At 47.0% G+C, this 13,964-nt stretch carries 7 protein-coding genes; 5 read left to right on the plus strand and 2 right to left on the minus strand.

Features of this window, described 5'->3' with window-relative positions:
* Positions 1-177 precede the first annotated feature (177 nt).
* Both FHS56_RS05630 and FHS56_RS05635 read right to left on the minus strand, forming a co-directional pair.
* Positions 178-2,160, minus strand: a complete 1,983-nt coding sequence (locus tag FHS56_RS05630; protein ID WP_317165660.1) for an ABC transporter ATP-binding protein — start codon at positions 2,158-2,160, stop codon at positions 178-180.
* A gap of 80 nt (positions 2,161-2,240) precedes the next feature.
* A complete protein-coding gene (locus FHS56_RS05635) occupies positions 2,241-3,773 on the minus strand; it encodes a hypothetical protein (RefSeq protein WP_166918926.1) in 1,533 nt (510 codons plus the stop codon).
* A 238-nt stretch (positions 3,774-4,011) separates the two neighbouring features.
* On the opposite strand from FHS56_RS05635, the gene gap reads away from it, so the two are divergent.
* From gap to FHS56_RS05660, 5 genes are all read left to right on the plus strand, one after another.
* Entirely contained in the window at positions 4,012-5,040 is a 1,029-nt protein-coding gene (gap, locus tag FHS56_RS05640; protein WP_166918927.1) for a type I glyceraldehyde-3-phosphate dehydrogenase, read from the plus strand.
* A 210-nt stretch (positions 5,041-5,250) separates the two neighbouring features.
* A complete protein-coding gene (locus tag FHS56_RS05645) occupies positions 5,251-7,977 on the plus strand; it encodes a 2-oxoglutarate dehydrogenase E1 component (RefSeq protein ID WP_166918928.1) in 2,727 nt (908 codons plus the stop codon).
* Positions 7,978-8,081: 104 nt separating this feature from the next.
* Positions 8,082-9,614: a 2-oxoglutarate dehydrogenase complex dihydrolipoyllysine-residue succinyltransferase gene (gene odhB / locus FHS56_RS05650; RefSeq protein WP_166918929.1), complete on the plus strand. Its 1,533-nt coding sequence runs from the start codon at positions 8,082-8,084 to the stop codon at positions 9,612-9,614.
* Positions 9,615-9,774: 160 nt separating this feature from the next.
* Positions 9,775-11,982 carry a DNA helicase RecQ gene (gene recQ / locus FHS56_RS05655; protein ID WP_166918930.1) on the plus strand — a complete coding sequence of 736 codons (2,208 nt, stop codon included), beginning with the start codon at positions 9,775-9,777 and terminating at the stop codon, positions 11,980-11,982.
* A 74-nt stretch (positions 11,983-12,056) separates the two neighbouring features.
* Complete coding sequence (locus FHS56_RS05660) at positions 12,057-13,919, plus strand: amidophosphoribosyltransferase (RefSeq protein WP_166918931.1); 1,863 nt, start codon at positions 12,057-12,059, stop codon at positions 13,917-13,919.
* Positions 13,920-13,964 lie beyond the last annotated feature (45 nt).

A 13,964-nucleotide genomic window follows, 5' to 3' on the forward strand; every position in this document is an offset into this window, starting at 1 on the left:
TTTCTTCTTTTTTGTCATAGTCGTTTAGTCATTGATTTCGTTCATTTAAAACACAAAGAAAAAAAGGGAAAGACACTCCCCGACGCAACAAGAAGCTGCCGGGCAGTTCACTTTTTCTTTGCTTACGAAAAGACGCAGCTTGTTTATTTTACTCATCCTACCTCATTTTCATGGGGCTTAAGAGGTAATACAGGCGCGACTGCTGCGAATCGCAGCCCTCTCTTCAAGCTTCTTCCTAATAGCAATAATGTCGCCTTTGGGTATGGCATCCAAAAGTGCCTGGGTGTAAGGATGCGAAGGATTTTCAAAAATCTGTCGACTATCTCCTATTTCAATAATCTTGCCATCTTTCATGACCATCACTCGGTCGGCAATAAAGCGGATGACGGCAAGGTCGTGGGAAATGAAAATAGAAGAGAAATGATATTGCTCTTTCAGCTCATTGATAAGATTCAGTACTTCGGCTTGTACCGATACATCTAAGGCAGACACCGATTCGTCGAAAATAATAAACTGGGGGTCGGTAGCCAAAGCCCGTGCAATGCAAATGCGCTGGCGTTGCCCTCCCGAAAACTCGTGAGGGTAGCGGTGAAAAACATGACGGGGGTCCAAGCCCACATCTTCCAAGAGCTTGAAGGCACGCTCTTTTTGCTCTTTAGAGCTTCCATATAGTTTAAACAAGCGCATGGGCTCTGTGAGTATTTCTCCTATGCTCATGCGCGGATTGAGCGAAGCAAAAGGGTCTTGGAAGACAATCTGTATATAACGCCGCAGCGAACGCATGGAGCGCTCACTCAATGCAAAAATGTCATGGTACTGTATGCTTCCATCGCCAGCACGCACACCAAACTCCACTCGCCCACTGTCGGCTTCCAAAAGGCGTAAAATCAGGCGACTTAAAGTAGATTTGCCACTTCCCGACTCACCCACCAAGCCAACAGTTTCGCCTCTAAACACTTCGAAACTCACATTATCAACGGCAAAGAAGCGTTCCTTGCGCCTTTTGTTTTTCTTTTTCATCCAAAAGACTTTGCTTAGACCTTCCACCTTGAGCACAGGCATTGACGGTTCAGGTTGCCTGCTTTGCGACGACTCCTCTTCAATGTCTATCATCGAAAAAATGGTTTCGCCAATGCCTATGTTGTCCACCTTTTTGGCTTTTACATTGCCTCGCGCATCCACTTCAATGAAATCCGAAATGGTGGGCAAGCGCTTGAGGTATGCAACAGAGGTATCCAGAAAACTCAAATCCACCCGTGGACGGCAAGAGAAAAGTCCTCTCGTATAAGGGTCTTTCGGGTTGTCGAAGATAGTAAGCACATCTGCCAGCTCGCGCTGCTTGCCTTGATACATCACCATCACGCGGTCCGACATCTCGGCAACTACCCCCAAGTCATGGCTGATAAACAACACCGATATGCCGTCTCGGCAAGTCAACTCTTGAAAAATATCGAGAATGGCTCGTTGAGTACTCACATCTAAGGCAGTGGTAGGCTCATCGGCGATGATAAGCTCCGGGTCGCAAGCCAAAGCCATAGCAATCATCACCCGCTGTTTCTGCCCCCCGGACAACTGATGCGGGAAAGAGTGATAGATTTTTTCGAGTTGCGCCATGGCGGCTTCGTCGCTGTCGCCTTCATCGCGGCTGTCCAGATGCACATCCCGGAACTTGCGAAACACCAGTTGGCGAGCCTCTTCCTTGCTCAACTCAGGACGATGCAAGCGAATAGCTTCCATTACCTGTGCTCCGCAGGTCATCACGGGGTTGAGCGAAGTCATCGGTTCCTGAAAAACCATAGCAATCTCCCCCCCTCGAATCGAGCGCATTTGTTTTGGTGGCAGACTCAGCAAATTCACCCACCCTAAGCTATTGGAATTGAACCATATCTCACCGCTCAATTTGGCATTGGATGCCAGCAAGCCCATAATAGCCAATGAGGTTACCGACTTGCCCGAACCCGACTCGCCTACTATGCTTAAAGTGGTTCCTTTCTCCAAATCGAACGACACGTTGTCAACAGCCAGAAAACTCCCTTTCTCAGAAGTAAACTCCACGCGAAGGTTCTTTACTGAAAGTAAAAGGTTTGAGCCTTTATCCATAATGTGCACAAAATTACGTAATGCATGTAGCGTAAATTTCAGAATTTGTATCCAAATCATCAAAACCAATAGCCACAGCTACAGCCTTGTGGTGTGATGGTTGAATTAGGGAAATAAAAAAACAAGCGCAAAAAGTGTATCTACTTTTCTGCCTGTTTCTTCTTTTTGGGTCTGCCACGTTTTTGCATAGGCTCACGCACAAGGTCCATAGTCATAGCATTCCAAAGCTCCTGGTAAGGAATGATTTCCCACTCGCCAAAATAGTCTCCTTCCAGTTTGCTTTGCCGTTCCGAAAGCTGTTTTTGGGTATATCTTCCTTTACTGCGGCTACTTTTCTGTTTGAAGTCATTGTCGAGCATGATTTTAAGCGCCCGGAAAAAAAGACGGGTGCGCGGCGAAATATTCGCACGCAGATTTTGGTTGGTATATTTTTGCAATAGAGCGACCCGCTCTTGCACTGCTTCGTAGTCTTGCACACGCACCGCATAGGCTATTTGCAAAATTAAAAGTGGCAGGTGAAAAGTCAACTGATGGCGGTCATAATCAGGTAAGCGTTTATAGTAAGTTTCTACGTCAAAGAGGTGTTGCAGGCGTTTGTCGTTGGTGATATATGCCAGATAAGCTGCCATCAATTCCCACATACGCTTGCTTTCTTGAGGCAGCTGCTGCATATATTCGTTGTTGAAGGCGGCGTAAATCAACCTTTCTGCCTCTTGGTAGTTGCCAGCAAAGCAAGCCAAACGAAAATAAACCGCATGAAAATCGAACCAGCTTTCGGAAGCAGAGGGGAACAAGGGGGCATAGCGTTTGGCAAGGCTCAATCCCTCTTCGATGCGAAAGACATGCAAACATGCCTCCAATTCCAAAGTGCGGTGATGCCACAGGTCGAAACGGGATGAAAATATAGTGTATTGGCTTTGTATGGCATCCACCTCCTTTAAAAACTCAAGCATACTTTCATATTCGCCTTTGTAACTGTAGATAGCTACTTGCAGTCTATAGTAAAGCTCAAATACGTTGTAATTACCCGTTTGCTCCCATATGCTGCGCAGGGAAGCTGCTATGCCCCGGGCTTCCTCCATGAAATGTATGCGTGAGAAATAAGACTTACCTAAAGTAGCCATTGCTAAGCGATAGGCATCTTGCGCTTCCTCTTCTATGTTTTGTTGCTCCCGTAAGCGCTCAATCAAGGATTGCATCTGACGATAAGCAGGAAAGTTTTGCTCCTTTACATAGTAGTCTATCAAAAGGTTAGCTATTAGGTAGGCTATATTCGTAAAAGCATTTTCTTCTGCCTGCAACAATGCCTTGCGCAACATCTTCTCTCCCATCTTGGCATAGCCCTCTTCCATAAGTATGCGGGCTTTAAGAAAGTTTTCCCACAATAAGAGTTCATTCTTCCAATGAAATTTCACTCTTATTTTCTCCAGGTCAATAAAGTATAGATGGTTGAGAAGCTTTTGTTTTAACCGATATTTTAGAGATTTGTACCTAACATCTTTATCGTCGGTGCCATACATTTTGGCAGCAGCTTCGGCATCACTTTGAAAGTAACCCTCTTTAATTTGTAATAAAAGCTCTTCTTCTTTATTTTTCCTTTCAAAGTTCAGCAAGGGCAAATTCTGCAAGGTTTTATTTTCTACAATCTCATAGAGCTTTATAATGTCTTTCATGTTCAGGTTTTTTTACTAAATTTTTGCTAAAAGAGAACTATCCGACAAAGATACAAGAATACTTTCAATTGTAACAAGCAAAGCAGTTTTTTGTTTCTATTTTTATTTTTTATTTTCCACTTTTGGCACTGCCCCATAAACTCTTGGCTTCATATATCAATGTATATTTTGTAATATTGCAGCGTCGTACCGAGTGTACAACACTGTTAAGTTTCACTTATCAAACCTAAGCGTTGCCATGTCAAATAAACTAAAAGTAGCCATCAACGGCTTTGGGCGCATCGGGCGTCTGTCGTTCCGTGCCATGCTGCAAAAAGAGCACATAGCGGTTGTAGCCATCAATGACCTTACGGATAGCGCCACCCTAGCGCACCTGCTGAAATATGATTCTGTGCACGGGCAGTTCCCCGGTACAGTAGAAGCCCACGCCGAAGGTATCGTTGTCAACGGCACCCTTATTAAAGTGTATGCCGAAAAAGACCCTGCCAAGTTACCTTGGGGCGAGCTGGGTATCGACGTAGTGCTGGAATCTACTGGTCGCTTTCTGGACTACGAAAGTGCGTATGCTCACATCGCTGCCGGAGCCAAGCGCGTCATTCTTTCAGCACCTACCAAGTCGCCCGACAAAGTGCCTACCGTAGTATTGGGCGTAAACGACAACCTACTTACTGGCGACGAACTGATTGTATCGAACGCTTCTTGCACTACCAACTGCTTGGCACCCATGGCTAAAGTGCTTGATGAAGTGTTTGGCATCGAAAGTGGTTACATGACCACTGTGCATGCTTATACTGCCGACCAGAACCTGCAAGATGCACCGCACAAAGACCTGCGCCGTGCACGTGCTGCTGCTTACTCTATTGTGCCTACCAGCACCGGCGCTGCTAAAGCCGTAGGCTTGGTATTGCCTCACCTGAAAGGCAAGCTGGATGGCATTGCCATGCGGGTACCCATTCCTGATGGCTCGGTAACCGACCTGACTGTAGTATTGAAAAAAGATGCCAACAAAGAAAGCATCAATAAAGCAATGAAAGATGCAGCCGAAGGTGCACTGAAAGGCATCTTGGCATATACCGAAGACCCTATCGTTTCCATAGACATTGTAGGCAACCCGCACTCTTGCATCTTCGATGCCGAACTGACCAGCGTAAACGGTCGCCTGGCGAAAGTGGTAGGTTGGTACGACAACGAATTTGGCTACTCCAACCGTATCGCTGACCTCATCGAAAAAGTGGGACTGTTGATGCGCAATAAAGTCAGTGCCTAAACCATAAGCAATACATAGATGCTCGAAGAAGCCCCCTTGTAGAAATCTGCAAGGGGGCTCTTTTTTCAAAATATCCTTTTTTAAAACCACCCAAAATCATTGCAAATAATTGAAATACAAAAATATTTGCTAATGCGCATAAAAGGTTTACATATTATAGACAAACACTTACCTTTGTAATTAGTAAACCAAAGCACATTAGAGAATCCCATGGAGACCTTTTCTTATGTAGCCAATGCACATGGCAACTACCTCGATTCTTTGTATCAGGCATACAAGCAGGACCCACAGTCGGTTGACACCAGCTGGCAACGCTTTTTCGAGGGCTTTGAATTTGCCCTGCAATATCATAGTAACGGCATGGCAAGCACCGACACCGAAAGCGTGCTTAGCAGCAAGGAGCTCAATGTGTATCAGCTGATTCATGCTTACAGAAGCCGGGGGCATCTTAAAGCCAAAACCAACCCGATAAGGGAACGCAAAGACCGACGCGCCATTCTGGAACTCGAATACTTTAACCTTAGCGAAGAAGACCTCGACAAAGAGTTCAACATAGGAGCAGAAATAGGCATCGGGCGTGCCAAGCTACGTGACATCATTGCCGCTCTACAAAAAATATACACTTCAAGCATCGGATTTGAGTACATGTACATCCGCGAACCAGAAATTCTAAAGTGGTTCAAAGAAAAAATAGAATACGAATCCATTCACTTCAACCCCGATATAGAATACAAAAAGCGCATCCTTCAGAAGCTAAACGAAGCCGTCGTATTCGAAAACTTCTTACATACAAAATACCTCGGACAAAAACGCTTCTCGCTGGAAGGGGGCGAAACTACCATCCCCGCACTCGATGCCATCATCAACCGTTTGGCTGACTTGGATGCCAAGGAAATCATTATCGGGATGGCACACCGCGGACGCCTGAATGTGCTTGCCAACATCATGGGCAAAACCTATGAACAGATATTCAGCGAATTTGAAGGGGCTGTTATCCCCGATTCTACTATGGGCGACGGCGACGTGAAGTATCACATGGGCTTTGCCAGCCAAATCAAAACACCTTCAGGCAAAGAGGTAAACCTGCGTTTGGCGCCCAACCCCTCGCACCTCGAAGCCGTAGACCCCGTAGTGGAAGGATATGCGCGTGCACAAATCGACGAGGAGTTTTTTGATAAAAAATATGTCGTGCCGGTGCTCATCCATGGCGATGCAGCCATAGCCGGGCAAGGCATTGTTTACGAAGTAGTACAGATGTCTCAATTGGAGGGCTTCACTACTGGAGGCACTATCCACTTTGTCATCAACAACCAAGTAGGTTTTACCACTGACTTCGACGATGCGCGCTCAAGCATTTACTGCACCGATGTAGCCAAGATAATCGATGCCCCTGTGTTGCACGTCAACGGCGACGACCCCGAAGCCGTAGTATTCTGTGCACAGATTGCTGCCGAATTCCGCCAAAAGTTCCATCGCGACATCTTCATCGACATGGTGTGCTACCGCCGCCATGGGCACAACGAAACCGATGAACCCAAATTCACCCAACCCAAGCTCTACAACCTCATTGCCAAGCACCCCAACCCCCGCGAAGTGTATATAGAAAAGCTCAAGCAGCAAGGCAGCTTGGATGCCAAGCTGGCAGAGCAGATGGAAGAAGAGTTCAAGAAACTACTCAACGACCGCTTCAATGAAGTAAAACAAAAACCGCTGCCCTACACTTACCTCCAGCTCGAAAAAGACTGGATGAAGCTGCGCAAAGCCACAGAACAAGACTTCGAACAGTCGCCTGAAACCGGAGTTTCGCCCGAGGTAGTAGAAAAAGTGGGCAAAGCGCTCTGCACTGTTCCGGAAGGCTTTAAACCCTTGAAGCAAATCAAGAAGCTGCTTGCCGACCGAGAACAGATGTTCTTCAAAGACAAAGTGCTGGACTGGGCTTCTGCCGAACTATTGGCTTATGGCTCTATTCTTTTAGAGGAAAAAATCGTGCGCATTACCGGACAGGATGTGCGCCGCGGTACTTTCTCGCATCGCCATGCCGTGCTTTACGACTCACAAACCAATGAACCCTACTTCAGCCTCAATCACATCACCCCCGACCAAAAGCAGCATTTGCGCATCTACAACTCTTTGTTGTCTGAATATGGCGTTTTAGGCTTTGAGTTCGGGTATTCTATGGCAAACCCCAATGCTCTGGTTATCTGGGAAGCTCAATTCGGCGACTTCGCCAATGGTGCCCAAGTCATGATAGACCAGTTCATTTCTGCTACCGAAAGTAAGTGGCAGCAAATGAATGGTGTGGTGATGCTGTTGCCCCATGGCTATGAAGGACAGGGACCGGAGCACTCCTCTGCCCGTCTCGAGCGTTTCCTGCAACTCTGTGCCGAGTTGAATATGGTGGTATGCAACATTACCAAAGCAGCCAACTTCTTCCATGTGTTGCGCCGTCAGCTGGCTTGGGACTTCCGCAAGCCCTTGGTCATCATGACACCCAAGTCATTGCTGCGCCGCCAAGAGGTAGCCTCACCTATAGAAGATTTCATCCAAGGGCGCTTCCTTGAGGTGCTGGATGACCCCTATGCCGACCCCAAAAAGGTAAAGACCGTGCTCTTGTGCAGTGGCAAGATAGCCCTTGACCTACAAGCCTATCAGCATGAGCATGAACGTGAAGATGTGGCTATCGTGCGCTTAGAGCAACTCTATCCGTTCCCGCATAAGCAGTTGGAAGCCGTGCTCGCCAAATATCCCAAGGCTCAACTGCGTTGGGTGCAGGAAGAGCCCCGCAATATGGGTGCCTACACCTACATCATCACCAATTACAAGCCCATGGAAGGCATCACCCGCAAAGCCAGTGCCTCACCGGCAACGGGTTACTACAAAGTGCATTTGAAAGAGCAACAAGAAATCGTGGAGAAAGCCTTTGCTCCGCTAAAATAGCCGGCTCTTAATCGCTGCCTGTGGAACTTACGACCCACGGGCAGCGTCTTTCTTTTTCTTAACAAACAATGAAACAGCATACTTTACCATAAAAAAGCAAAACCATGAGCATGATTGAGCAAAAAATCCCCACTCTTGGTGAATCCATCACAGAAGTAACCATCGGAAAATGGCATAAAAAAAACGGTGATTTCGTAAAAGCCGACGAAGTCATCTGCGAAGTGGAATCAGACAAAGCCTCATTCGAGGTAGTAGCCCAAACTTCTGGTGTACTTCATATCGTTGCCCAAGAAGGTGAAACCGTACCGGTGGGCGCTGTCATTTGCAAAATAGACCCGCAAGGCAGCCAAGACCATAAGCCAGCAAATACAACAACCAAAGAAGCTCCTACCAGTAAAGGACCTCAACCTTCTGGGCAAGTAGTAGAAATGAAAGTGCAGCCTTTGGGTGAATCTATCAATGAAGTAGTATTGGGCAACTGGCTCAAAGAAGACGGCGCTTTTGTACAAACCGATGAAATCATTGCCGAAATAGAGTCAGACAAAGCCACCTTTGAGCTGCCTGCCGAAGCCAGCGGCATCTTGCGTCATATGGCAAAAGCAGGCGACACCCTGCAAGTAGGCGACTTGATTTGCAAAATAGAAGTTGTGGAGGGGGTACCTCAGAACCAAGAGAGCGCCTCCGCACCCACACCGCACGAAAGTAGCGAACAAGGAAACGACTACGCCAAAGGGCACCCCTCTCCTGCCGCCAAGAAAATACTGGACGAAAAAGGCATCCCTTATGAGCAAGTAAAAGGCAGCGGTCCGGGCGGACGCATCACCAAAGAAGATGCACTCAAAGCAGAAAAGAAAACAGACAGCAAACCAGACAGCAAACCAGCAACACCTACCAAGCAAACTCAAGAACCAAGCCCTGCCCCAACAACCACCGGTAGCCGTCATGAGCGCCGTCAACGTATGTCTTCGCTGCGCAAAACCATAGCCCGCCGCTTGGTTGCTGTAAAGAACGAAACAGCCATGCTCACCACCTTCAATGAGGTGAACATGCAGGCTATCATGGACTTACGCAAGCAATACAAAGACAAGTTTAAAGAAAAATACGGCGTAGGTTTGGGCTTTATGTCCTTCTTCACCAAGGCTTGCTGCATTGCCCTGCAAGAATGGCCCGCCGTGAATGCCCGTATCGATGGAGATGAAATCGTATACCACGACTATTGCGACATATCGATTGCTGTTTCTACCGACCGTGGTTTGGTGGTACCCGTCATCCGCAACGCCGAACAAATGACTTTTGATGAAATAGAGAAAGAAATCATACGTTTAGCAAACAAGGCGCGCGAAGGTAAATTGAGCATAGAAGAAATGCAAGGCGGTACCTTTACTATCACCAACGGAGGCGTTTTCGGCTCCATGCTGTCAACGCCTATCATCAACGCACCGCAGTCAGCTATTTTGGGAATGCACAATATTGTAGAACGTCCTATTGCCGTAAACGGCGAAGTCAAAATAGCACCCGTGATGTATGTGGCACTTTCCTACGACCACCGTATCATCGATGGGCGTGAATCGGTAAGCTTCTTGTACAGAGTCAAAGAATTGCTCGAGAACCCCGAACGTATGCTTATCGGTGTATAACGCTCTGTTATCACACATATTTTAATTAAAAATTACACTTTACAAGTCGATTTTTTCAAATTTTTATAGCTTCGTGTTTCCTAAAAGAGAAGCAGCTAACTGCTTCTCTTCCTTTTGTTTATCTTTGTAACAAGGACTTATTAAACGGACAGATGGGACTATGTCGGTAGGACAAAAAAACGCACAGCTGAAAAGTAAGCTCAAAGAAATTTTTGGTTATAATCAATTCCGCGGCAACCAAGAGCAAATCATCGAAAACCTCTTGGCAGGTAAGCATACTTTTGTGATTATGCCCACGGGTGCTGGCAAATCGCTCTGCTATCAACTGCCGGCTGTCATCATGCAAGGGACGGCTCTGGTCATTTCGCCACTCATTGCCCTGATGAAAAATCAAGTGGACCAACTGAATGCGGTAGGCGTAGAAGCCCATTTTTTAAACTCTACCCTTTCCAAGTCGGAAATACAGCAGGTAAGAGAGAGCGTACTAGCTGGCAGCACCAAACTACTGTATGTAGCCCCCGAATCGCTCGGAAAAGAAGAGAATCTCGACCTGTTTAAGCAAGCCAAAATATCATTTGTTGCTGTAGATGAAGCGCACTGTATTTCGGAATGGGGGCACGATTTTCGCCCAGAATACCGTAAGATAAGAAGTGTGATAGACCAAATCGGCGAGCTACCCATCATAGCGCTCACCGCCACGGCAACCCCCAAAGTCCAACAAGACATCATAAAGAATCTGGGCATTGAAGACGCCACAGTGTTTAAATCCTCTTTCAATCGTCCCAACCTGTACTATGAGGTACGCCCCAAAATAGAAAGCGAAAAACAGCTTATCCGTTTCATAAAGAAACACAAAGGCAAGTCGGGTATTGTTTATTGCCTCAGCCGGAAAACAGTAGAAGAAATTGCAGAGCTGCTCAACGTCAACGACATCAAAGCCCTTCCCTATCATGCCGGTTTGGACGCCGACGTGCGCATGCGCAACCAAGATGCTTTTCTCAATGAAGAGGTAGATGTGATTGTAGCGACCATCGCTTTCGGCATGGGTATCGATAAGCCCGATGTGCGCTTTGTCGTTCACTACGATACCCCCAAATCGTTGGAAGGCTACTACCAAGAAACCGGACGCGCAGGACGCGACGGGCTAGAAGGGCATTGCCTCTTGCTTTACAGCTACGACGACATTCAAAAACTTGACAAGTTCAATAAAGACAAACCCGTAACTGAGCGCGACAACGCTAAGTATCTGCTTGCAGAAATGGCTGATTATGCCGAATCGGGTCTATGCCGCCGCCGGCAGTTACTTCATTATTTTGGTGAGTACTACGAAGAAGACAACTGTGAAATGTGTGATAACTGTACCAATCCCACACCACAATTCAAAGTAGATAAAGAAGTACAGTGGGCTCTGGAAGCTGTGGAAGCTACCGGCGAGCGTTTTGGCATTGACCACCTCATCGACGTACTCATGGAACAGCCCAACGACTATATCAAAAGCTATGAGCACAACAAACTACCCATATATGGCAAAGGTAAGAAGTATAGCGAGAAATTTTGGCGTTCTCTTTACCGCCAAATCCTCATTATGGGCTTTCTCAGCAAAGAGATAGTAGAACAACAGGTCATCTTTAAACTCACTGAAAAAGGCAAGGATTTTATTGCTCATCCCTATATAGTTACCCTGCACGAAGACCACGACTACTCGAAAACTACACTGGAGGAGCTCGAAAAACAGGAAAGCAGCGTAGCCACCCAAACTAAAGCTTATGATGAGGTGCTCTATGACCTACTGCGCAACCTGCGCAAACGGATTGCCAAAGAAAAAGGGCTGCCTCCTTATGTCATCTTTCAAGATATATCTCTCGAAGAGATGGCTACCACCTACCCCACTACCGAGCAAGAACTTGAACAAATCAATGGTGTGGGACGTGGCAAAGTCATCAAATTTGGACGCCCCTTCTTGGAAGCCATACGCAATTATGTAGAAGAGCACGACATAGAAACTGCCAGCGAGGTAGTCGTAAAATCGACCCCTTCCCGCTCTAAAACCAAGATTTACATCATCCAGCAGATAGACCGTAAGATAGACCTCGAGGAAATCGCCGACAGTCTGGATATGGAATTCAGCGAACTGCTCGACGAAATAGAAAGCATCTGTTACTCAGGTGTGCGGCTCAACCTCGATTACTATATCAACCAACTGTTGGAACCCGAACGTCAGGAAGAAATCTATGACTTCTTCCGCAGCAGCGAAACCGACAGTATAGACGAAGCCTTCGAAGACGCCTTAGCTGAGTTCGAAGATGAATATACCGAAGAAGAGCTACGGCTCATGCGCATCAAATTTATTTCGGAATTAGGTAACTAAACGCATTCTAAAGGAGCGCCTTGCTGCGCTCTTTTGTTTTTCATATAAAGCAAATCTTATAGACACTTATCCCTATGTGTGGAATAGCATTCGTTCGCCTCAGAAAGCCCTACGAGTATTACCTTGAAAAGTATGGTACGCCTCTCTATGGCTTGAACAAACTTTACTGGATGATGGAGAAACAGCGTAACCGCGGGCAAGACGGCGCCGGTGTGGCAGTCGTCAAGCTGGACGTGCCCCCCGGTTACCGCTATATCAGCCGCTATCGCTCCATAGACCCCAACCCTACCGAGAAGATATTTAAGAAAATATACAAGCGTATTCAAAAAGCGCTGGAAGGCTACGAAGAATACGCGCTCAATGCCCAATGGCTGAAGCAGTATGTACCTTTTACGGGCGAAGTTCTACTCGGGCACCTGCGCTATGGCACGCACGGTGTGAATGCTCTCGAAAACTGCCACCCTCAATTGCGACAAAACAATTGGCGCAGCCGCAACCTTATCCTTGCCGGCAACTTCAATATGACCAATGTAGAAGAGCTGTTCAATAAGCTCATTTCTTTGGGACAGCATCCCAAAGAAAAAATAGATACCGTCACCGTGCTAGAAAAAATAGGGCATTTTCTTGACGAAGAAAACGAGCGCATTTACCGGGAATACAAAGGGCAGTACAACAAACAAGAAATGAGCCGCATCATAGAAGAAAACATAGATTTGCAACGCGTGCTTCAGCGTGCCTGCAAAGACTTCGACGGTGGCTATGCCATTGCAGGCATTACCGGGTATGGTGCCTCCTTTATTGCCCGTGACCCCAACGGCATACGCCCTGCTTATTTCTATGCCAACGAAGAGGTCATAGCTGTGGCATCGGAGCGCCCTGCCATTCAGCAGGCATTTGGTATTCGTTATGACGAGATAGAAGAAATTAAACCGGCTCATGCACTCATCATTTCAAAAGATGGGCGCTTTGAGCAAAAACCCTTCATTGCTCCCCAACCGCTGGCATCCTGTAGCTTTGAACGCATTTACTTTTCACGCGGCAACGACCCCGACATTTACCGTGAGCGCAAGCAGTTGGGCATGCAGCTGGTCCCCAAAATACTGGAAAAGATAAACTACAACTTAGAGGAAACCATCTTTTCCTATGTGCCCAACAGTGCAGAGAGTGCCTTCCTGGGCATGATAGAAGGCATCGAACGCCGGCTGTCGCAGGCGCGCATCGAGGCAGTCAAAAAGCAAGATATCGAGCAGCTTCAAAAGCTAGAGACTCAATACGCCCGCGTAGAAAAACTGGTGATAAAAGACGCCAAACTACGCACCTTCATTGCCGATGACCACAGCCGCAATGAATTTGTAAGCAGTGCCTACGATACTACTTTAGGTATTGTTCGCCCTGGTATCGACACCCTCGTGGTAATGGATGATTCTATAGTGCGGGGTACTACCTTAGAAAAAAGCCTCTTGCGCATACTCGACAAACACGAACCCAAGCACATCATTATTGTGTCGTCGGCGCCGCAAATACGCTTTCCTGACTGCTACGGCATAGATATGTCACGCTTTGGAGAGTTTGTTGCTTTTCGTGCCGTGTGGGCACTTCTGCATGAACGTAACATGGAAAACCTCTTGGAAGAGGTATATCACCAATGTAAAAAGGCTATCGCACAAGGGGGCAACCATGAAAACTACGTAAAACAGCTTTATGCACCGTTTAGCGACGAGGAAATATCGGATAAAATAGCAGAGATTATACGCCCTGCCTCCATGAAAGCCCGCCTGTCGGTAGTTTATCAAAGCGTGGAGGGACTACACCATGCATGCCCCCACCATCCGGGCGATTGGTATTTTACGGGCAATTACCCCACACCCGGAGGCAACATGGTAGCCAACCGGGCACTGGTCAACTACATGGAAGGCAAACTGGAGCGAGCTTACTAACAAACACTGTTGTGGAGGCTCCAATACAACAAAAAGGGATGCTCG

The organism is Thermonema lapsum (assembly GCF_011761635.1).
Taxonomy (GTDB): domain Bacteria; phylum Bacteroidota; class Bacteroidia; order Cytophagales; family Thermonemataceae; genus Thermonema; species Thermonema lapsum.

What these genes read in the sequence shown, in the direction of transcription:
- FHS56_RS05630 (WP_317165660.1), bottom strand. Translation starts at nt 2,160, where the DNA reads ATGATTTGGATACAAATTCTGAAATTTACGCTACATGCATTACGTAAT.
- FHS56_RS05635 (WP_166918926.1), bottom strand. Translation starts at nt 3,773, where the DNA reads ATGAAAGACATTATAAAGCTCTATGAGATTGTAGAAAATAAAACCTTG.
- gap (WP_166918927.1), top strand. Translation starts at nt 4,012, where the DNA reads ATGTCAAATAAACTAAAAGTAGCCATCAACGGCTTTGGGCGCATCGGG.
- FHS56_RS05645 (WP_166918928.1), top strand. Translation starts at nt 5,251, where the DNA reads ATGGAGACCTTTTCTTATGTAGCCAATGCACATGGCAACTACCTCGAT.
- odhB (WP_166918929.1), top strand. Translation starts at nt 8,082, where the DNA reads ATGAGCATGATTGAGCAAAAAATCCCCACTCTTGGTGAATCCATCACA.
- recQ (WP_166918930.1), top strand. Translation starts at nt 9,775, where the DNA reads ATGTCGGTAGGACAAAAAAACGCACAGCTGAAAAGTAAGCTCAAAGAA.
- FHS56_RS05660 (WP_166918931.1), top strand. Translation starts at nt 12,057, where the DNA reads ATGTGTGGAATAGCATTCGTTCGCCTCAGAAAGCCCTACGAGTATTAC.